At 68.4% G+C, this 20124-nt stretch carries 20 protein-coding genes; 12 read left to right on the top strand and 8 right to left on the bottom strand.

What is annotated here, in order from left to right; all coding sequences use genetic code 11:
- Window positions 1–62: 62 nt before the first annotated feature.
- The 6 genes from istB to FCN18_RS38170 all read right to left on the bottom strand — a co-directional run bounded on the left by istB (window position 63) and on the right by FCN18_RS38170 (window position 6226).
- A complete protein-coding gene (istB, locus tag FCN18_RS38195) occupies window positions 63–710 on the bottom strand; it encodes an IS21-like element helper ATPase IstB (protein WP_425455448.1) in 648 nt (215 codons plus the stop codon).
- Between the two features lie 56 nt (window positions 711–766).
- Window positions 767–2026: an IS21 family transposase gene (gene istA, locus FCN18_RS38190; protein ID WP_112271358.1), complete on the bottom strand. Its 1260-nt coding sequence runs from the start codon at window positions 2024–2026 to the stop codon at window positions 767–769.
- 537 nt (window positions 2027–2563) lie between these two features.
- Window positions 2564–2962 (bottom strand): RNA polymerase-binding protein RbpA, encoded by a 399-nt coding sequence (locus tag FCN18_RS38185; protein ID WP_075848243.1) that lies wholly within the window; start codon window positions 2960–2962, stop codon window positions 2564–2566.
- Window positions 2963–3029: 67 nt separating this feature from the next.
- Complete coding sequence (locus FCN18_RS38180) at window positions 3030–3251, bottom strand: helix-turn-helix domain-containing protein (protein WP_075848219.1); 222 nt, start codon at window positions 3249–3251, stop codon at window positions 3030–3032.
- A gap of 21 nt (window positions 3252–3272) precedes the next feature.
- Complete coding sequence (locus FCN18_RS38175) at window positions 3273–5393, bottom strand: hypothetical protein (RefSeq protein WP_112285788.1); 2121 nt, start codon at window positions 5391–5393, stop codon at window positions 3273–3275.
- Window positions 5390–6226 carry an SAM-dependent methyltransferase gene (locus FCN18_RS38170; protein WP_112285789.1) on the bottom strand — a complete coding sequence of 279 codons (837 nt, stop codon included), beginning with the start codon at window positions 6224–6226 and terminating at the stop codon, window positions 5390–5392. The genes FCN18_RS38175 and FCN18_RS38170 overlap by 4 nt, the downstream gene beginning before the upstream one ends.
- Window positions 6227–6560: 334 nt before the next feature.
- On the opposite strand from FCN18_RS38170, the gene FCN18_RS38165 reads away from it, so the two are divergent.
- The 5 genes from FCN18_RS38165 to FCN18_RS38140 all read left to right on the top strand — a co-directional run bounded on the left by FCN18_RS38165 (window position 6561) and on the right by FCN18_RS38140 (window position 10494).
- Window positions 6561–6875, top strand: coding sequence for a hypothetical protein (locus tag FCN18_RS38165; protein WP_112271366.1), 315 nt, complete (start codon window positions 6561–6563; stop codon window positions 6873–6875).
- A 69-nt stretch (window positions 6876–6944) separates the two neighbouring features.
- The gene (locus tag FCN18_RS38160) at window positions 6945–7196 is read left to right on the top strand and encodes a hypothetical protein (RefSeq protein ID WP_228714349.1); all 252 of its coding nucleotides are present in this window, start codon (window positions 6945–6947) and stop codon (window positions 7194–7196) included.
- 267 nt (window positions 7197–7463) lie between these two features.
- Window positions 7464–8405, top strand: coding sequence for a hypothetical protein (locus FCN18_RS38155; protein ID WP_137097494.1), 942 nt, complete (start codon window positions 7464–7466; stop codon window positions 8403–8405).
- 431 nt (window positions 8406–8836) lie between these two features.
- Window positions 8837–9730, top strand: coding sequence for a hypothetical protein (locus tag FCN18_RS38145; RefSeq protein ID WP_112271370.1), 894 nt, complete (start codon window positions 8837–8839; stop codon window positions 9728–9730).
- Window positions 9727–10494, top strand: coding sequence for a hypothetical protein (locus FCN18_RS38140; protein WP_112271372.1), 768 nt, complete (start codon window positions 9727–9729; stop codon window positions 10492–10494). Before FCN18_RS38145 ends, FCN18_RS38140 begins: the two co-directional genes overlap by 4 nt.
- Before the next feature lie 94 nt (window positions 10495–10588).
- On the opposite strand, the gene FCN18_RS38135 is transcribed toward FCN18_RS38140, so the two are convergent.
- Window positions 10589–11197, bottom strand: a complete 609-nt coding sequence (locus FCN18_RS38135) for a TetR/AcrR family transcriptional regulator (protein ID WP_112271374.1) — start codon at window positions 11195–11197, stop codon at window positions 10589–10591.
- 89 nt (window positions 11198–11286) lie between these two features.
- On the opposite strand from FCN18_RS38135, the gene FCN18_RS38130 reads away from it, so the two are divergent.
- Genes FCN18_RS38130 through FCN18_RS38120 form a run of 3 tightly spaced genes read left to right on the top strand, consistent with a single transcriptional unit; the run spans window position 11287 to window position 13871 of the window.
- A complete protein-coding gene (locus tag FCN18_RS38130) occupies window positions 11287–12462 on the top strand; it encodes a cytochrome P450 (protein ID WP_112272040.1) in 1176 nt (391 codons plus the stop codon).
- A 46-nt stretch (window positions 12463–12508) separates the two neighbouring features.
- The gene (locus tag FCN18_RS38125) at window positions 12509–13240 is read left to right on the top strand and encodes a TetR/AcrR family transcriptional regulator (protein WP_112271376.1); all 732 of its coding nucleotides are present in this window, start codon (window positions 12509–12511) and stop codon (window positions 13238–13240) included.
- Entirely contained in the window at window positions 13233–13871 is a 639-nt protein-coding gene (locus tag FCN18_RS38120) for a class I SAM-dependent methyltransferase (protein WP_112271378.1), read from the top strand. Before FCN18_RS38125 ends, FCN18_RS38120 begins: the two co-directional genes overlap by 8 nt.
- Window positions 13872–14162: 291 nt before the next feature.
- Here the strand turns inward: FCN18_RS38120 and FCN18_RS38115 are convergent, their stop codons facing one another.
- Window positions 14163–14816, bottom strand: a complete 654-nt coding sequence (locus FCN18_RS38115; RefSeq protein ID WP_112271380.1) for an ArsR/SmtB family transcription factor — start codon at window positions 14814–14816, stop codon at window positions 14163–14165.
- Window positions 14817–14898: 82 nt separating this feature from the next.
- On the opposite strand from FCN18_RS38115, the gene FCN18_RS38110 reads away from it, so the two are divergent.
- Genes FCN18_RS38110 through FCN18_RS38095 form a run of 4 tightly spaced genes read left to right on the top strand, consistent with a single transcriptional unit; the run spans window position 14899 to window position 19935 of the window.
- Complete coding sequence (locus tag FCN18_RS38110) at window positions 14899–16257, top strand: MBL fold metallo-hydrolase (protein ID WP_112271382.1); 1359 nt, start codon at window positions 14899–14901, stop codon at window positions 16255–16257.
- Entirely contained in the window at window positions 16254–17558 is a 1305-nt protein-coding gene (locus FCN18_RS38105; RefSeq protein WP_112271384.1) for an MFS transporter, read from the top strand. Before FCN18_RS38110 ends, FCN18_RS38105 begins: the two co-directional genes overlap by 4 nt.
- On the top strand, window positions 17555–18718 hold the full coding sequence (locus FCN18_RS38100) for a cysteine desulfurase family protein (RefSeq protein WP_112271387.1): 1164 nt from the start codon (window positions 17555–17557) through the stop codon (window positions 18716–18718). Before FCN18_RS38105 ends, FCN18_RS38100 begins: the two co-directional genes overlap by 4 nt.
- On the top strand, window positions 18718–19935 hold the full coding sequence (locus tag FCN18_RS38095) for a trans-sulfuration enzyme family protein (RefSeq protein WP_206078093.1): 1218 nt from the start codon (window positions 18718–18720) through the stop codon (window positions 19933–19935). The genes FCN18_RS38100 and FCN18_RS38095 overlap by 1 nt, the downstream gene beginning before the upstream one ends.
- Window positions 19936–20124 lie beyond the last annotated feature (189 nt).

Here is a 20124-nt window from a genome sequence, read left to right as displayed (position 1 = left end):
AACGAACGCCAGGGAGGCGCACCAACCCCATCGTGTACATCGTGGACGCTCAACCCGAGCGGTTAGATAACTGCGGCGACGACGTCGTCGGAGAAGGTCTCGCCCCAGCGTCCGAAGGGCAGGTTCGAGGTGACCATGACCGAGCCTTGCTCGTAGCGGGAGGCGATGAGCTGGAAGAACAGGTTGGCCGCGTCCTGGTCGAACGGGATGTAACCGACCTCGTCGATGATGATCAGCTTGTAGCGGCGGATCTTCTTCAGTTCGGCCTCGAGCCGGTTGGCGTGGTGGGCGTCGGAGAGGCGGGCGATCCAGTTGCTAGCGGTGTCGAACAGCACTGAGTAGCCGGCCTGGGTGGCCTTGACTCCCAAGCCGATGGCGAGGTGGGTTTTCCCGATTCCGGGCGGCCCGAGCAGGATCACGTTCTCGGCTTTGGCGACGAATGTGCCGGTTGCTAGATGCGCGAGCAGGTCGCGGCGCAGGGAGGGCAGGTGGTCGAGGTTGAAGTCTTCGAGGGTCTTGACCGCCGGGAAGTGTGCGGTGCGGATGCGCATCACGGTGCCTTTGGACTCGCGGTCGGCGACCTGGCGTTGCAGCAGCGCGGCCAGGTATTCCTCGTGCGACCAGTTCTCGTCCCGGGCTTGGTCGGCCAGTTGTTCCCAGAACGCCCCGATCGTCGGGGTTTTCAGCACTCTGGTCAGATAGGCGATCATTGATGGCGTGCCGTCTTTCGGCGCCAGGGCCTCGGTTTTCGGCTTGCTGGTAGTACTCACGTGTTGCTCACTTTCTCGGTGGGGTTGGTGAAATCGACGCCGAAGAGGGCGTCGTAGTCCGGCAGCGCCCGCAGCCCGACGGCATGCCCGTCGGCGTGATGACGGGTGGCTGCTTGACGTTTCTGCCGTTGGGCGCTGAGAGCCCGGCGCATCTGCGCAGCCGTGGCGGCATGGGCGGAATCGGTGATCACGCCGTGCTTGGCCCAGGACCGGTGATGGCGGGCAACGACCTGGCCCTCGCAGAACACGGTCACCTTGTCCGGCGACGCGGTCACATCGACGAACCTGCCGATGACCCGCGGATCAACGGAGTAGTCGACGGCGTCGACACGCACGTAGTAGTCGCGGCCGAGCCGGATGCGGTGGTTCAGCCCGATCTGCGGCGCGACCGGCGGCAACGGAAGCATCGACAGGTAGTCGGTCTCCAGAAGGTCGACCGGGCGGCCCTGGATCGAGCGGACGGTGCGCGCGTTGGCCCGCTCCAGCCACTCCCCGAGCTGGGTGTTGAAGTCCGCCGGGGAGGTGAACAGCCGGCCGGGCAGAAACGAGGTCTCCAGGAACCGGTTGTTGCGCTCGACCAAGCCCTTGAACTCCGGATCCCGAGGCGGAGCGAGCGTGATCTTCGTGGCCAGCGTTCCGGCGAAGGCCGCCGCCGGGGCGCTGACCCGTCCGGTCCCGCCGATCGCGGATTCCCGGTCCCACACAAGGGTCTTGGTCACCCGGCCGATCCCACCGATCAACTCCCACATGCCCGACAAGATGTCCCCGGCCTGCCGCGACGGGATCATCGTCGCGGTCAGAAACCGGGAGAACCCCAGCGTCAGCACCAACACCGGTAACACCCGCTCCTGCCCGGCCGCGACCGGAACCCTGGGCTCCGGGAACCACAAGTCGCACTGCGTGACCTGCCCGGGTTCGTAGACCACCCGGTCGACCGGGTCGATGCCTACGTACTCCGGCCGGATCGCCGCCAGCCGCTTCTTCAACGGCGACATCGAGTACGGCCAGCCGATCTTCTGCGCAACCACCGGTGCAGGCATCTTCGGCCATTCCTGCAACAAAGCCCGGATCTGCGGCTCGAACGCATCCGCCACCGAACCCCGCGGCGCCCGCTGATACTTCGGCGGCCGGTCCGACGACAACGCCGCCCGAACCGTGTTCCGCGCCACACCCAACCGTCTAGCGATCTCCTTGATAGGCACACCCTCCGCACGATGCAAACGGCGGATCTCAGCCCAGTCCTCCACGTTCAACACCTCATGATCATCAAGAGGGGTCAATTTTCGGAGAACCACAGGGGGTCAGTCTTCAGGAATCGTTAACACGTCCGAGCCGGCATCATCGCGACGATCGACGTGAACATCGTCCGGGTACACCCGCGGTTCAGGACCGAAGACCTGCCTCCCGACGACGGAGAGGACAACGCCGACCACGACACGTCGGACAACAGCCGCCGCTCGCCTCACTATCGCCACCGGTACTGGCGCGGCCCGTATCGAGCAAACATGTGTATGAACACCTGGGGGCATAGCGAAGGAAACTGTGAACACAAAGAGGTGCCCGTGGGTCGGCATTTGCGCGGGCCGGTCGGCGCACCATTCCGCGAGCGCGTCACGGAACTGCGCGGCTCACCGGCTCGTAACTCCGGCACCGGCCAGCCCAAGCCGTAGACCGCGACCTGCACGTCGATGATGAGGCGAGGCGCCCTCGGGCTCGATACCTCGCATGCTCCGAGGTAGTCGGCTCGAAAACATCAGAGCCAGCCTGCCTGTTACGCCTTCTCGGGCCGGCGGTCATGGCTCGAACCGGAAACCGTAGGTTCGGTCGCCGATGGGCACGCGACCGTAAGGTGATCGGCGCTGCAGGAGGATGCCCGCCAGCGCCTGGTCGACGAGGACTTCAAGATCGGCGATGCTGCGTCGTTCCAAGAGCATGACGTAGTGCGTGCGTGGAGGCTTTCCCTTGGGCGGTTGCCAGGCGGAGTCTTCATTGATGCGGAGGCAATGTTCGACGCCGTGTCGTGGGCATCTCCAGACGGCGGGTATCTCGGCGTCTGTCGAGAATGGCACGGTGAACTCGTGTCCTCTTCGGCACGCGAAGCGGACTTGAATCCGCGGCGCCGGCCGCGCATCGCAATCCGGTTCGCCAGTGTGCGTTCCCAGGCGGTAGCCCCGCAAGACCCGTCTGGGCATCATGATCTCCGCTCGCGTATCGGATGGGCTGGTGTCGCGAGCCGTTCTCGTGCCCGCTGTCGCTGGGCTATGAGGCTTTGGGCTTGGTCCGGGTAGCGCCGCCGCGTCCACGCAGCACCACACCGAACTCCGACAGGATTCGGTGCACGAAGCCGTACGAGCGGTCGGTGGCCTCGGCCAGCGCACGGATGCTGGCGCCCTTTTCGTACTTCTTCTTCAGGTCAGCGGCCATCTTGGTGCGGGCCTCGCCGGTGATCCGGCGTCCCTTGGCCGTGGTGTGTGCTGCCATGCCGTTCGCTCCTCTTCGCGTTCAGGCGGTCGGTTGGTCGGAGTCGAGGGCGTCGCGCCGGGCGATGACGGTGGCCTTGCTCTTGTCGGCGCCGGGGCCGGCGGCGGTGTAGTAGTCGATGGCCTGGCCGTAGCGGCGGTGGGCCTCGGCGGTGTCGCCGAGCGCGGCGTGGACCTCGCCGAGCACGGTGCATAGGTCGGCCAAGTAGCCGACCGAGCCGTAGTCGCGCACGGCCTGCTCGATCGCGGCGAGCTCCGACACTGCCTCGGCGGCTTGCCCGTTCAGGGTCAGGGCCCGTGCCAGGTGCAGGACGGTGCGGGCGTGGCCGATGTCATCGCCGATGCCGGTGAACATGCTCGCCGCCAGCCGCAGGTGGTGGAGTGCGAGCGGGGCGTCGGCGACCTTGGGGTGCAGGGCAGTTTCGCCGAGGCGGCGGTGCCGCAGCGCGATGCTGCGGGCGTCGCTCATCCCCTCGGCGATTTCGAGGGCATGTTCGAGGTCAGGGAGGGCGGCGTGCGGGTCGTCGGCCTTGAGGTGGGCGCGGGCGCGGGTGGACAGCGCGCCGGAGTGCAGCCACGGGTCGCCGACTTCGGCGGCGCGCTCTACGGCAATCGTGCAGATGGCGACGGCGGCCTCGTGGTGGCCGAGGTTGGTCTCGCCGAAGCCCTGGCGGGTGCGGCAGACGACCTCCAGGATGTGCCCGGCGTCGGCCGCGGCATTGGCCCCGAGGAACTGCGAGCTCACCAACTCACCGGCGGTGTAGTTGGGGCGCAGCGGGTTCCACAGGACCTCGCCGAACTGATACACCAGCTCCGTCCAGCCCTGGTCGGCGGCGACCTGTTGAGCGGCGAGAAGGTTGGCGCGTTCGGTCTCGGCCCATTCCAGGGCGGCCTTCGCTGCGAACACGCCGGTGTCCAGACCGGTGTAGACGGGGCTGAACCGGCGAGGGAAAGGATTGATGATCTTGTCGGCCGCCGCCGCGCGCCGCAGGTACCACTCGATCATCCGGCGGCGCACCGCAAGCCGCTTGGCCTGGTCATCCTGGCCTGCCAGGGTTTGCACGTGCTCTCGCAGGACGTCGTGCAGCCGGTAGCGCTCGTCTCCAGTCTCGGTGACGAGGTTCGCCTCCACCAGCCGCCCGAGCCCGCGGCCGACCTCGGCGACCGGCACGTCGAGCCCGGCCGCGAGCGGCTCGGCGGTGAACTCGACGCCGGGATGCTCGGCCAGGCCGCGGTAGAGCCGGGCGGTGGTGGCGTCGAGGTCCTCGTAGCTCATCTGCAGCACTCCTTCAACGGACAGCTCGTGCGGGTCCAAAGCGCCAGTGGACGCCTCGGCGAGGTGGGTCAGGCGGGTGATCAGGCGCGCCGGGTCGCGCCGGGGGTAGGCGGCGAGATGGGCCCCGGCGATGGTTAAGACCAACGGGTGCCCGTGACAGCGGGTGGCCAGCGCATGCAGCAGCTCCTCGCCGATGGGCTGTCGGTCCTCGTCGAGGAGGCCGGTCAGGAGCGCGGCGCCGGTGGCGGCCGGGAAGCAGTCGAGGTCGAGGTGGCGGAAGCCCGCGATGGCCAGCTCGGCGAGCCGATTGCGGCTGGTGACCAGGATCGTGCCGCGCGCCGTGGCAGGTACCAGGGCCTGCACCTGCTCGGCGGAGCGGGCGTTGTCGACCAGCATGGCCACCGCCTTGTCCGAGGTGACCGTCCGGTACAGCGCGACCAGCTCGGCCACCTCGCCCGGCAGGTCGTCGGCGGCGACGCCGAGCGTGCGGAGCCATCCGGCGAGGACCTGCGCGGTGGCCGGTGGCGGGTGGCCGCTCCAGCCGTTGAGGTCGACGTGCAGCACGCCGTCGGGGTGGCGCTCGTGGTGTCCGTCGAGCCAGCGCACCGCCAAGCCGGTCTTGCCGACCCCACCCAGGCCGGTCACCACCACGCGGGTCGGGCCCGCCGTGGTGAGCAGACGGTCCAGCCACTCCAATTCATCTGCGCGGTCGACCCAGGTGTGCGCGGGCGGCGGAAGCTGCCGGGGCACCGGCACTCGGTGCTCGGGAGCGTGCAGGACGATGGTTTCGGCGGTTACCGTGCGGGCTTGCAGCACCTGGCCGTGGACCGATCCGGACACGGTGTTGATGTGCTCGGCCTCGTTCATGCTCGCTCCGCGGGCTCGGAACGGCGGTCGGCGAGCACGGCGTTGCCCCACAGGCACTCGCGTACGGGCAGGGTGAGCCCGTCCGGTCGCCACAAGCCGATCGGCGCCACGCCGTCCGGGTGTGGTTGCCACGGTCCCAGCAGGTCGGCGAACTGCCGCCGGCTTCGGTGGACGAGCGTGATCCCGGCCCTGGCGAGACAGTCCTCGACCGCAGCGGCCGACTCCAGCCCGAGGACGATGCCGTCGGCGTGTGAGGCGGCCAACAGCGAGCCGGGTGCCAGCCGCTCGTGGTACCTGGCCAATGCGGCGGCCGGATCCTCGGCGCCGGGCAGGCAATGCAACACCGACCCGGCCACCACGCCCACCGGGCGAGTCAGATCGAGCAGCCGAGTGGTCACGGCATGGTCGAGCACCTCGTCAACGTGCCGCAGGTCGGCCTCGATCACCCCGGTGCTCGGATCGTCCGCATGGACGATCAGACCGAGACCGGCGATGGCGATGGGGTCGCGATCGACGTAGACGACGCGGACGTCAGGACGTTCAGCCTGGGCGAGATGGTGCACGGGGTGCGCGCTGAACATGCCCGCACCCAGGTCGAGGAACTGCTCGATTCCGGCCGTGAGCATGTGAAGGACTGCGCGGCGGACGAAGGTGCGGCTCTCGCGGACGAATACGTCATACCCAGGCACCAGCGTGGTGATCTTGTCGGCCACGGCGCGGTCGGCCGCGAAGTTGTGCCCACCGCCGAGCAGGTAGTCGTAGATCCGGAACAGCGACGGCGCGTCGGGGTCTACCTGTTGCACAAGACCTGGCGCGTCCCCATGCGTCGCCATCACCGTGAAGTTCTCCCCACCCCGCCTCGTCACCACGAGCCGACTCGCGCCATGCGCCTGGTCGACCCGGTAGCCGTGACCTGCGGTTCATCCGCACCAGCCGCACCGGCCGGGTCGATTCGTGTGGGCGATTAGACCGGCGATATCAAGATCTGAACCAGAGCGGCAAGGAGGCGCTGGTGAGGCGTCCGTGAGGCGGCACCACGTGTGAGCACGACTTCAGCGGCGGCACGGTTCACCCGGCCGAGTGGCATCCCATCACCAGCCGATACGTGACTCGCCGGATCCCACCACAGTCGAACATATGTGCGAGCGCGGTGGTAGTTTTCTCGACATGAGTTCGTCGCCTCCACCCGCCTCACCGGACGGCGCGCTGCGCTACCGGGTCGACCACACCGGCACGACGATCGCCGTCCTTCCAGCCACCTGCAAAGGTGGCCGGCACCTCGTCATCCCAGGCGTCAGCAGGGCGATAGCGGTCGAGGACGAAGTCCGCATCGACTGCCCTGTTTGTGCGGCGACACCCGGAGCCGACGCGACCTGGCGCCTGTCCAGCAGCGGCCCCAGCCCGGACCGCGCCGAGCTGGACGACGAGCCGTATGGCGATCTGATTCTGCGCCGCGTGCGAACGGTGGCCGGCACGAGGTAGGCCGATGATGCCGTGATCAACAGCCCGTTCACTCAGTGGGAAGGCGACGACCTCCACGGACGCAGACCAGTGCTCACCTCGGTATGGGTCAACCTGGACATCCTCTTCCCCCGGCCAGCCGACGCACCGCGGCACGTCATCGAGACCGGCCTGGACTTGACGGGCGTGGTCCCCGGACGGCTTCACGGCCGTTTCCCCAGTATCGAGGGCGACTGGTACGGGATCGTCAACTACGAGATCGGCTACGCCGACGGCCGTCGCGACAAGCTGCACCTGGTCGACCAATTCGTGCCCTTCAACGTGTTGCGAAAGCGCGAGTGAAGTTCCCAGCTGGCAGAACGCAGGGCGGTCGACGACGAGCACGCGGGTACCGCGGTGATCGAGTCGATCTGGGCGTGCGGGTGGAGGACGGCCGCGCGGCGGAGGAGGAGGCGGCCGCGTCGCTCGGTGGCTGTGAACGCGCGTCGGACACTGCGCTGCTCAGAGATCTACCGCCGACCCACCGCGCTACCGTGATGTGATGGTCAACCAGCGAACCCGACGTGCTCAGGTGGGCGCGACCAGGTTTGACGCACGCGGTGGAGCGGCATGACCGTCACGCCGATGAGGCTGCGCTCGGCCATCGCCGAAACGCTCTGGGAGTGCGTCAAGGCCCACCACCTGGAAGGGGCCTGTGACGCGCTCGGCATGAAACCCGCCCGCGAGGGCAGCCCCGAGCCGTTCAACAGCAAGCGCAGCTACGTCGAGGGCCGGCTACAGGGCATGTCTTTGACGGACTTGACCAACCTCGCCCACCGCGTCGCGGCCGAGTACGACGCCGAGCACCTACAGCCGTTGCTCGACGCATCCGGTACGCACGGCGTAGCCGGCGAACTGAAGAACCTGATCTTCGCGGCCGACGGCCCCAAGCCGGAGATCGTGTTCAGCGACGCCCTGAACAACGACGTCCTCGTAGTCAAGAACGAGCAGTTCTGTCTCGTTTACGACCGGCCGCTGGGCGCACATGGCCTCACCTGGGCCGAACTGACCAGCTGGTGGGCCGACCGCGCGGGACTGACCGAAGCACCGGCCCGTGAGATCTCGCTCGACTTGTACCGACGGCTGGACCGCTCGCTTGGTGACAACCACGCGGAGCGACGAATACTGCGCACGTACGCCGACCGGTACGTCCGGCTCGGCGACGGCATCCCGGCGCTGATCCCGCAGGTGTACCTGCATTACGACCCGTACACCCGAGCGCACCACGCCCCTGGCACACCACCTCTGGCCCGTCAGCGCATGGACTTCCTCCTGCTGCTGCCACAGCGGATCCGTATCGTCGTCGAGTGCGACGGTAAGCAGCACTACGCCGACGAGAACGGGCACGCGGACCCCCGTCGGTACGCCGAGATGGTGGCCGAGGACCGTGAACTACGACTGCACGGCTACGAGGTCTACCGCTTCGGCGGTGCCGAGCTCACCGATACTCCAGCCACTGGGCAGCGGCTTGCAGCGTTCTTCGACCGGCTCGCCGAGCGTTACTCCACCTGACTCTCCGTTGGCCCAAACCCGTGAAGCCGGTCGCCCGAGTGGGGGTTGGCAGTCAGCGTCGCCGTGGAGGACGAGAAGGCCAAGGGCAGCGACGGCCACCAGGGCGCAGGCGACGCGAGCGCTTCGCCCGGAACCGGTGGGAGCGCCTGGAAGAAGGAACCGCGGACAGAACAAGCAAGTCGGCGTGGAGCGTGAGCGCGGCTCCAACACAAGCATGGCCGGCGCCGGAACGCTGTTGATGTCCTCACGCCACGCTGCCAACAAAACCGCGAGCTCGTCCTCCTCGCCACCCACGCCATCACCTCCGCCGTTCAGCTACCAACAGGCGTCGTACCCGCTCGACCTGGCGTTACGCGCGACACCGCTAGGCTTCGAACGTGCTGGCCCCGACGGGACCGCTTCGACGAATTGGCGCTAGGAGGGGCCTGCTCATGGGCGAGCTAGGTGTGATCCGGAGTTACGCGTACTGGTCGGATCGCCGTATCCGGGACATCGCGTCGGCAAACGGCATCGCCCTCGAACGGCGCGTGAGTTGGAAGGCCAAGACGGCGTCGATTCCCTTGATCGGTGGGCTCGAATTCGCGCAGGAGGCGCGCACGCTAGACCGTGCTGAAATGGCGCGCCGAATCGAAACGGCGATCGGCGACCTCGCAGTCGAGGACTTCGTCACTCCGCCGCCGGCGACGTTCGCCAAGGGCGTCGGCCGTGTCGACTTCGCCCAGTTCACGGGCGGTGTCGAGAAGCGACAAGGCGTTGTGATGCACACCAGCACTCGCAGCAGTACCGGCGCCCGCGTCGACGTGTGCCTGTTCGGCAGCCTGGAGAACACCGCCGACTACGTCGGCGGCTCCGACCAACCGCCGGAAGGATGGTCGTCCTCCGCGGCTCGGACGATTGCTCTCTACATCCAGAGCCGAGGAACGATCAACAATTCACAGTGGGACGACCCGGAGTCCCTCGCGGTCGAAGCCCTGAAGATCGCGACCGAGCAGGGCGTGACCGGAACCTGGGACGAACACGAGGACAAGCCCTGGACGCGAGGCTTCACGCTCGGCCACGCGACTGAATCCGAGTGGTTCGCACAGATCTACAGCGACGTCGTACTCGACAAAGACCGGTGGACCTTTGACCGCGACGGCGGCATCAGCCCAGACGTCGAACGTATCCTCATCGGCGCTCCACTGTGGGTACGGACTCCGGGCGCACACGCCGTCACCCGCTACCGGGACCTACGCCGAGGGAGCGACGGGCAACATGACGGGCCGCTCCCGCCTGGCCCGGATGGCCAACGCCTACGTCGTCGACGGGACACAATGATCGAGTGAGCGATGACTGGGAGTTGCGCTGGGCATCGGGAGCCCGGCGGTTCTACGTCGCCGAGATCGTGCGGCAGGCGAGTTATGCCCTGGCCGCGGTGCAACAGGCTCTCAGTCTCAGCCGGGATCCGCAGCGGCGTGCCGAGGCGTGGCCGGCGGTCCAGTCGTTCCTCACCGCGACCGCCATCATCAGCAAGCTGTTGTGGCCCGTCAGGGCCGAGGGAGCCGATCTCAAGTCCCGTTGGCGTCGCTTCCGCGCCGATCGACTGCGGACAGAGTTGATGGTCAGCGAAACCTCGGCCCTCCGGGACAGGAAGGTCCGGGACTCCGCCGATCACTTCGACGAACGCATCGACGACCTTGTCCGCGACCAGCGCATCCCGCAGTCGTGGGCAGACCTGGCCGAGGAGGAGTTCACGCAACAGCCGGCCCCGTTCCGCGCGATCGACTCTGACACGGGTGAGGTGCTCGCAGGTCATGACCGGATGGCACTGACGCCCATCGTTACGGAGTTGAACGCGGTTTTGCGTCGGTGCGAAACCGTCGAGCCCGGATCAACCAGCGACCCCGACATCGTCATGCTGCTGGCCACGTTGAGATGGCCGCCGCTGCCGTCCCTGTTCGCGCCCACCGAGCGCCCGGACGAACCGGTCACCGCCAGAGCCAGTATCGCGGCAACCGGCCCTCAGAGCCTGGAAGAGCTGATCACGCTGGTTGTCGATCAGCTCTCCGAGCACCCGGACTCGAACCGATCACCCGATGCCGAGGGATAGGTGATGTCGAGCCGCATCAATAGGCAGTCTGGCAACGTGCCGCGATCGAGCGCGAACGCGCGGTGAGGCAGTTGCTGGACAGTCCACTGTGTGTTCAGCCGGTCTGAGCAGCTTGGATCACGCCCTGGATGGCCTGCCCGATGCGATTGGCGGCGTGGTCAGGGTCGGGTTGGCCGGTGTCGAGCCAGGCGATCACGGCTTCGAGGGTGAGGGTGGGGATCAGTCGTGCTGCCCAGTTCTGCCAGGGGCCGTCCGGGATCGCGTCGGCGAGGTGGCGGTGGGCGATCTCGGTCGAGGCCGACCGGATCCTGTCGATCACGTCGCGGAACTCCGGCTCCCTGACCGCATGGCGGAACAGCAGCCGGAACCCGTCAGGGTCGGCTGCGGCGGCGCGCAGCAGCGCGGGAATGCTGCCCTCGTCGTAGGTCTCGATCCCAACGGAGGTCCCGAGCCGGGTACAGGCGCGGTCTAGCACCGCTCGGTACAGGTCGTTCTTCGACGCGAAGTGTCGGTAGAGGATCACGTGCGTGACGCCGGCCTCCGCTGCGATGTCGTCGAGGCCGGTGGCGGTGAACCCGGTGCGGGCGAACGCGCGGGTGGCCGCGTCGAGGATCTGCTCGCGCCGCTGCGCGCGGGGCATACGCCGGACACGCTCGGGCTGGCTTTCCGACGTGGACTGCGCGGATTGTCGGGCGGCTGCCATCGCATCAACCTCCTCTTGTTAAAGGCAGACTATACAAGTAAGTTGTTGAAGTTGTCTTGTACAAGTGGTGTGTAATGATGGAGGTCGCGATGAGCGCCCCGGTTCAGTTGCCGTTCGAGCAGGTAGATCCGTTGCGGGTGGCGCCCCGGCTGCGTGAGTTGCAGTCCCAGGGCCCGGTCCACCGGGTTCGCACCGCGGTGGGTGATGAGGCATGGCTGGTCACCGGCCATGCGCAGGTGCGGCGGCTGCTGGACGACGACCGGCTGGGCCGCGCCCATCCGGCGCCGGAGACCGCCGCGCGGACCGGGGAGTCGGCGTTGTTCGGCGGACCGCTGGGCAACTTCGCCACCGAGAAGAGCGACCACGCCCGGATGCGGTCGCTGTTGCAGCCGCACTTCTCGCCCAAGCACCTGCGTGCCCTGCGCCCCAGGGTCGAGGCCCTGACCGCGCTACTGCTGGACGAGTTGGCCGAGCAGGGGCCTGTCGCGGATCTGCACGCCGCGGTGGCGGTGCCGCTGCCGATCCTGGTGATCTGCGAGTTGCTCGGCGTGCCTTACGAGGACCGTGATCAGTTCCGCGCCTGGACCGCCGACGCTGCCAACATCCGTGATCGCGCCCGTTCGGAACAGGGGTTGGGTGCGCTGTTCGCGTACGGCCAGAAGCTGGTCGCCCGCAAGCGGGCCGAGCCTGGTGACGATGTGATCTCCCGGCTGTGCGTGACCGAGGGTGTGTCCGACGTCGAGGCCGCGGGAATGTCCATGGCGTTGCTGTTCGCCGGGCACGAGACCACGGTGGTCCAGATCGGTCTGGGCGCACTGGCGTTGCTGACCAACCCCGACCAGTGGCAGAGCTTAGTGAACGACCCGACCCTGGTGCCGAACGCCGTCGAGGAGATGTTGCGGGCGCCCGGCAAGGGTGGCGGTGGGATTCCCCGCTACGCCAGGACCGACCTGGAGGTCGACGGCGTGATCATCCGGGCGGGCGAGTTGGTGCTGCTGGACAACGGGGCGGCCAACCACGACCCGGCCGTCTTTGCTGATCCGGACCGTGTGGACATCACCCGTGCGTCCGCTGCGCACCTCACCTTCGGGCACGGCGCCCGATACTGCATCGGCGCACCGCTGGCCCGCATCGAGCTCCAGGTGGTGTTCTCCCAACTCGCTGCACGATTCCCGACCTTGCGGCTGGCCGTCGGCGTGGAGGAGTTGACCATGCGGCGCGACGTGCTGACCGGCGGCCTGGCCGCACTCCCGGTGCAGTGGTAACCGATTCTAGTCTTGACTGACCGGGTCGGTCAGTTATTGTTGCGAGATGCCCAGGGTTCGGTCGGCGGAGTTCTTCCCGCGCCTGGTTTCGGCGGCGGCCGAGACGTTCATCGCGCAGGGTTTCCAACGCACGCAGATGCAGGATGTCGCGGACCGGTTGGGGGTGGCGAAGGGCACGGTGTACGGGTACGTGGAGAGCAAGGCCGCGTTGCTGGCCGCCGCGATGCGCTACGCCGACGATGTAGAACCACTGCCCGAGTTGGCCGAGTTGCCGGTGCCGACGCCGGTGGCGGGTGAGCTGGCGGCGCTGGTGGCCGATCGGCTCCGCGGCGAGGTTGCCGAGCTGCGGCTGGTGAAGGCGGTGTCCGGGCGTCGGCGGGTGCCGATCGCCGACGAGCTCACCGAGATCATCGTCGATCTGTATCGGCGGCTGGCGCGGCATCGGGTGAGTATCAAGCTGGTCGACCGGTGCGCGCCGGAGTTGCCGGATCTCGGTGAGGTGTGGTTCGGGGTTGGCCGGGCGGGACAGGTCGCCGTGCTGACCGACTATCTGACGCGTCGCGCGGCCAGCCGGGCAGTGCGTCTGCCGGGGCCGGCGCCTGTTGTGGCGCGGACGATCTTGGAGACCTGCGTGTTGTGGGCGGTGCACCTGCACTGGGATCCCGCCCGTGTTGATTCCGATGATCGCGAGCTACCGCCGCCGGAGGTCGTGGCCGCCACGCTGGCCGGGCTGCTCACCCACGGACTGGTATCGACGAAGGGACAAGGCGATGAGTAAGGCACTGAGCGGTGACCTGTTGCGGGCGAAGTGGGACAAGTACGCGCTGCGGTATGACCGCGATATCGGGTTCTTCGAGCGGGTGCAGTTCGGCGGCGGCCGGGAGTGGGTGTGCTCGCAGGCCCACGGCGAGGTGCTGGATGTGGCGGTGGGCACCGGGCTAAACCTGGCGTTCTATCCGGACGAGGTGCGGTTGACCGGGATCGACTTCAGCCCCGCCATGCTGGCGATCGCCCGCACTCGCGCGGCCGAGCTGGGTCGCGAGATCGACCTGCGCGAGGGTGACGCGCAGGCGTTGCCGTTCCCGGACGCCTCGTTCGACACCGTGGTGTGCACCCTCGGGTTGTGCGGCTTTCCCGACGAGCGGGCAGCGATCATCGAGATGCACCGGGTCCTACGTCCCGACGGGACGCTCTTGCTGCTCGACCACGTCGGCAGCCACCACCGGCTGATCCGGGCTGGGCAATGGTTGCTGGAGAAGCTGACCGTGCGGATGCTGGGCGACTACCAAACCCGTCGTCCACTGCCACTGGTCGAGGAGGCCGGGTTCGTCATTCAACGACAGGAACGACTCAAAGCCGGCATGGTGGAGCGGGTCGCGGCCGTCAAACCAGCGACGGCGGGTAGCTAGCTGTCGAGAATGCGTTGCCGCAACAGGGTTTGCTCGGTCGGGTGGGGCGGTCAGCTCCAGCGCGCGGCGGCCTGGGCCTCGGAGTCGCCGAGCTCGCGCAGCGACTCGGCGCGGGGCCTGATAGCGGTAGCAATGGACCAGTGAACTATCCAATGTGGACAGCTCGGGTGCGGCCTCAGAGTCGGCCACGTGGCGTGTAGGGCGATGGCGCGATGTAGCCGGCTCAACACCTCCTTGCTCAGGAGACCACTGACAACACGCCCGATTCGACACCGCCCCAGAAAATCTTGGTCAAGTTGCCACCGGTAGGTCGGCCAAGCGCCATTCGAGCATGCCGTCGGCCAACCGGCGAGCCGGGCGACCGGCGGCGATGAGCAGGCGGACCGCGTCGTAGGCGAACACGCAGTAGGCGCCGCGGCAGTAGGCGACGATCTCCTGATCGAGGGGGAGTTCAGCCAAGCGCTCGGCGAGATCCTCCAGCGGAATCGACACCGCGCCGGGGATGTGCCCGGCGGTGTATTCCTCGTGCGGACGCACGTCGATCACGGTGGCGCCGCCGGAACGGACCCGTCGCAGCAACTCCTCGCGGGTGACCTCCTCGGTCTCTGGCCCGAGATAGGTAGCGCGTGCGGCCTCCACGTCGGCGAGGTGCTCGCCGGCCACGGCCTGGACGAGCGCGTACAGCGCGGCGACGTCATCCCCGGCGAGCCGGTAGTAGATCTTGGTGCCGTCACGGCGGGTCGTCACCAAGTTGGCCTGCTTGAGGGTCTGCAGGTGCGCCGAGGCAGTGGTCAGCCCGAGTTCGGCGGCCCGTGCCAGCGACTCGACCGTGCGCTCGCCCTGTGCCAGCAGGTCCAGCAACTCCAGCCGTTTGCCGCTGCCCAGGGCCTTCCCCACGCGGGCGAACTGCTCGAACAACGCCGTCTTCGCGTCCCGATCACCCATGGTTCTCCAATCATCCTTGGAATAGTGTAGAACAGAACTCGTGCGGGAACCCAACCCGCCCGCAAAGCCACGGAGGTGCCAGGTGAGCACGGTCGACATCGTCCCGCTCGTCGACGAGGGACTGGGCAATTCCGCCTACCTGCTCGACCTCGGCGATGGCCGGGCGATGGTGGTCGACGTAAGCCTCGACCTGCGGGAGTCCTCGCGCCTCGCCCGACGTCGCGGGCTGACAGTGGCGTTCGCCGCCGACACCCATCTGCACGCGGACTTCCTCTCCGGCGCCCGCCAGCTGTCCGCGACCGAGGGCACGCAGGTACTCGCCTCGGCCGCCGGACACCGCGAGTTCACCCACAGCGGGCTGCGCGACGGTGACGAGGTCGACCTCGGCGGGCTGCGGCTGCGGGCACTGGGCACACCGGGCCACACCCACGAGCACCTGTCGTTCCTGCTGCTCGATGGTGACAAGCCGGTTGGAGTGTTCACCGGTGGCTCGCTGCTGGTGGGCGCGGCGGCCCGCACCGACCTCGTCTCCCCGGAGCAGACCGAGGCGCTGGCCCGCGCCCAGTACGCCTCACTGCGGCGGCTTGCCGAGTTGCCGGACGACGTAGCGGTGTGGCCCACCCACGGCGCCGGCTCGTTCTGCTCCGCCCCGCCCGGCACCGAACGCACCAGCACCATCGGCCAGGAGAAGGCCACCAACCCACTGCTGCGTGCGGCCGACGAGGACACCTTCGTCACCACGCTGCTCGGCTCGCTGGGCAGCTTCCCGCCGTACTTCCTGCGCTTGGGCGAGATCAACCGCCGCGGCCCCGCCGTGCTCGACCAGCCACCGGCCCTCGCGCCGCTCAGCGTCGCCGAGGTGCGGGCGCTGCTGGCGCAGGGCGCGGTGGCGGTCGACGTGCGGCCGGTCGCCGACTTCGCCGCCGCCCACATACCGGGCGCGGTGTCCATCCCGCTGCGGCCGGTGTTCGCGTCCTGGCTGGGATGGCTGGCCCCACACGACCAGCCGCTGATCATCGTGCGCCGACCTGATCAGGACCCGGCGGAGATCGCGTGGCAGGCCACCAAGATCGGCTACAGCAACCTCGCCGGAGACCTCACCGGCGGCGTGGACGCCTGGACCGCCGCCGAACACCCCACCACCAGCACCAGGCTCGTGCGACCCGACCAGGTCGACGCGCCGGTCCTCGACATCCGCCAGGAACCGGAGTTCGCCGCCGGACACCTGCCCGGCGCCCAGCACCTCGAACTGGGCGAGCTCGCCGGCCGCGCCCAGGACGTGCCCGGCGAGCCGCTGGTGGTGATGTGCGGACACGGCGAACGCGCGATGGGCGCGGCCAGCCTGCTCGAACGCGCCGGCCACCGCGACCTCGCCGTGCTCACCGGCGGCCCCGACGACTGGGCCACCGTCACCGGCCACCAGCTGGAGACCGGCACATGAGCCGCGCCATCGGAAAACCGCGGCTGGGGATCCGCGCCAACCTCGCCCAGTTCAGCCTGCTCGTCGCCGTCAACGCATTGGTCGGTGGTGTGCTCGGGCAGGAACGCACCGTGCTGTCCCCGCTGGCCGAGCAGACCTTTCACCTGACCGGCTACACGTTCCTGCTGACCTACGTGCTGGCCTTCGGCGCCACCAAAGCCGCCACCAACTACTTCGCGGGCACGTGGTCGGACCGGTTCGGCCGTAAACCCGTGCTCGTAGCCGGATGGCTGATCGCGATCCCGGTGCCGCTGATGCTGATCTGGGCGCCGTCGTGGGGCTGGGTCGTGGCCGCCAACATCCTGCTCGGGATCAACCAGGGCCTTACCTGGTCCACCACCGTGATCATGAAGATCGACCTTGCGGGCCCATCCCGCCGCGGCCTGGCGATGGGCCTGAACGAGGCCGCCGGCTACCTCGCGGTCGCGGTCACCGCCGTGGCCACCGGCTACCTCGCCGCACGCTACGGGCTGCGGCCCGCGCCGTTCCTACTCGGCCTGTCCTACGTTGCGCTCGGCCTCGGGCTGTCCGTGCTAGTGGTCCGCGAGACCCGCGAGCACGCCCGCGTGGAAGCCGCCCAGCACACCACCCGCGCCGACGGCCGCCACGACCACCTGCACTCCGAATTGACCAACAGGCAGGTCTTCGCCCACACCAGCGTGCGCGAACCCGCCCTGTCCGCAGCCAGCCAGGCCGGGATGGTCAACAACCTTAACGACGGCCTCGCATGGGGACTGTTCCCGATCCTGTTCACCGCGGCCGGGCTGTCGGTCGCCCGGATCGGGATCCTCGCCGCGCTCTACCCGGCCGTGTGGGGCCTGGGACAACTTGTCACCGGTCCGCTGTCGGACCGGTGGGGCCGCAAACACCTCATCACCACCGGAATGCTCGTCCAAGCCGCCGCACTCGTCCTCATCGCACTGGCCGACACGTTCACCCTCTGGGCGGTGGCCGCGGTGCTGCTGGGCGCGGGAACCGCGATGGTCTACCCGACGCTGCTGGCCACCATCGGTGACGTGGCCCACCCCGCGTGGCGGGCCCGCGCGGTCGGGGTCTACCGGCTCTGGCGCGACGGCGGGTTCGCCGTCGGCGCCCTGCTCTCCGGGATCGTCGCTGACCTCTGGGGCATCCGCGCCGCCGTGTGGGTGGTCGCCGCGATCACCGCCGCCTCCGGTCTGATCGTCGCGGCACGCATGTACGAGACACACCCGCGCGACCAGCGCGCCGAATCCGTTCCACTACAGGAGAAAGACGCGCCGTGACCATCCCTAGTGAACTCGCCGAGGGCCCGATCTACCTCGACTACAACGCCACCACGCCCGTCGATCCCGCAGTCGTCGAGGCGGTGCTGCCGTACCTGACCGGCGGATTCGGCAACCCCTCCAGCGACCACCACTACGGCACCGCGCCCCGCGCGGCACTGGAGCACGCCCGCGAGCAGGTCGCCGTCCTGATCGGCGCGCCAGGCGGACGAATCGTGTTCACCGGCTCCGGCTCCGAGGCCGACAATCTCGCCCTGCGCGGCGTGGTCCTGGCCGCCGGATCCGACCGGCCGCACGTGATCACCCAAACCACCGAACACCCCGCCGTCCTGCAAGCGTGCCAAGCGCTGCAACGCTGGCACGGCGCCGAGGTGACCTACCTGCCCGTCGACACCGACGGGCGCGTCGACCCGGCCGCGCTGGCCGCCGCGTTCACTGACCGCACCGTCCTGGTGTCCATCATGGCCGCCAACAACGAAACCGGTGCCCTGCAACCGATCGACGAACTGGCCCGCATCACCCACGATCACGGCGCGGTGTTCCACTGCGACGCCGCCCAAACCGTCGGCAAGGTACCGCTCGACGTGACCGCCCTCGATGTTGACCTGCTCACCGTGGTCGGGCACAAAATGTATGCCCCCAAAGGCATCGCCGCCCTCTACATGCGACCCGGCCTGGCACTGGAACCCTTGGTGTACGGCGGCGGACAGGAACACGGCCTGCGCGCGGGCACCGAGAACGTCGCACTCGCCGTCGCGCTGGGCGCCGCCGCCGACCTGGCCGCCGCCGACCTCGCGGCAGGAGGCCACGAGCGCATCCAGACCCTGCGCGACCGGCTCCACGACCAGCTCGCCGCGCAACTGCCCGGCCGGGTGCAGCTCAACGGACCCGTGGCAGCGCGGCTACCGAACACGCTCAACATCAGCATCTGCGGGGTGACCGGGCACAGCCTGCTCGCCGCGACACAGGGGATCGCCGCGTCGACCGGCTCCGCGTGCCACGCCGGTAACCACCAGCCCTCACCTGTATTGACCGCGATGGGCCTGGACGCCGAACGGAGCCTGTCCGCGTTGCGGCTGTCCCTCGGTCGCTGGAGCACCTCCGCCGACATCGACCGAGCCATCGACCTGATCACAACCACGACAGGAAGCAGGGATTGATGAGCGACCCGAAGGTGAACACCACGCCCGAACAGCGACCCGGCTTGTCCACCCGGTGCGTGCACGCCGGAGACGTCCGCGACCCGCAAGGCGCCATCCACCCACCGCTCTACGGGCACTCCACGTTCGCTTTCGACTCCACCGCCGACCTGCTCGACGTCGTTGAGGGCCGACGCGAGGGCAACCTCTACACCCGCTACGGCCTCAACCCCACCATCCGCTCCCTGGAACGCAAACTCGCCGACCTCGAAGACGCCGAGACCGCGCTCGCGTTCGGATCCGGCATGGCCGCCGAAGCCGCGACCTTCCTGTCCCACATCAAGACCGGCGAGCACATCGTGTGCCTGGGCGACGTCTACGGCGGCACTTTCGAACTACTCGGCGAGAACCTGCCCCGGCTCGGAATCGAGACCACCTTCCTCACCGCCGGTGAAGCCGACCAGTTGCCGGACGTGCTCACCGACCGCACCCGGATCGTGTTCTTCGAAACCCCGTCCAACCCCAACCTCGACATCTTCGACATCGCCGCGATCACCGCCCAGGCACACAAAGTCGGTGCCCTGGTCGTGGTGGACAACACCTTCGCCACCCCGGTCAACCAGAACCCGCTGCACCACGGCGCCGACCTGGTCCTCCACTCCGCGACCAAATACCTCGGCGGGCACAGCGACCTCACCGCCGGAGCCGTCGCCGGCCCCGCCGAACTGCTCGCCCCGATCGCCGCGTGGCGCAAGAACCTCGGCCAAGTCATCGCCCCCGAGATCGCATCCCTGCTCGCCCGCAGCATCCGCACCCTCGTCGTTCGGGTCCGTGCCCAGAACACCGCCGCCACCGCCGTCGCCGAATACCTGGCCGAGCATCCCCGCGTGACCAAGGTCAACTACCCCGGCTTGGCCACCGGCGATCAAGCCACCATCGTCAAAACCCAGATGCGCGGCCACGGCGGCATGCTCAGCTTCCTCGTCGACGGCGACGCCAACGCCACCGCGGCCGTGGTCGACCGGCTCCGTGTGTTCAGCATCGCCGCCAGCCTCGGCGGCGCGGAAAGCCTTGTTACGCAACCCATTACCACCACCCACCACGGCCTCGATCCCGCCGATCGAGCCCGCCGCGGCATCGCCGACAGCATGGTCCGCCTCTCCATCGGGCTCGAAGACGCCGACGACCTCATCGCGGACCTGGACCAAGCTCTGACGCTCTCGACCGGAACCGTCTGATCGCCCGAGTTCAGCAGAGATGACCGCCACCGGCACAAGCCCTGTGGCCATCATGCGTCCTGTTATCGGCCCATCACCTGAGATGCCACCGGGGAGGACTGTCAGCTTGCCGACTGGCTGGGACTGTGTCGTGAGCGGTGTTTCTGGCCCGACACGCCGGGGTGAAATCCGGCGGGATGGGTACGGGCA

The sequence above is a fragment of the Prauserella endophytica genome (genome assembly GCF_005146945.1).
In the GTDB taxonomy this organism is placed as follows: Bacteria; Actinomycetota; Actinomycetes; order Mycobacteriales; family Pseudonocardiaceae; genus Prauserella_A; species Prauserella_A endophytica.
The sequence above is the reverse complement of the archived record's forward strand: the minus strand, read 5'-3'. Positions and strand labels throughout refer to the sequence as shown.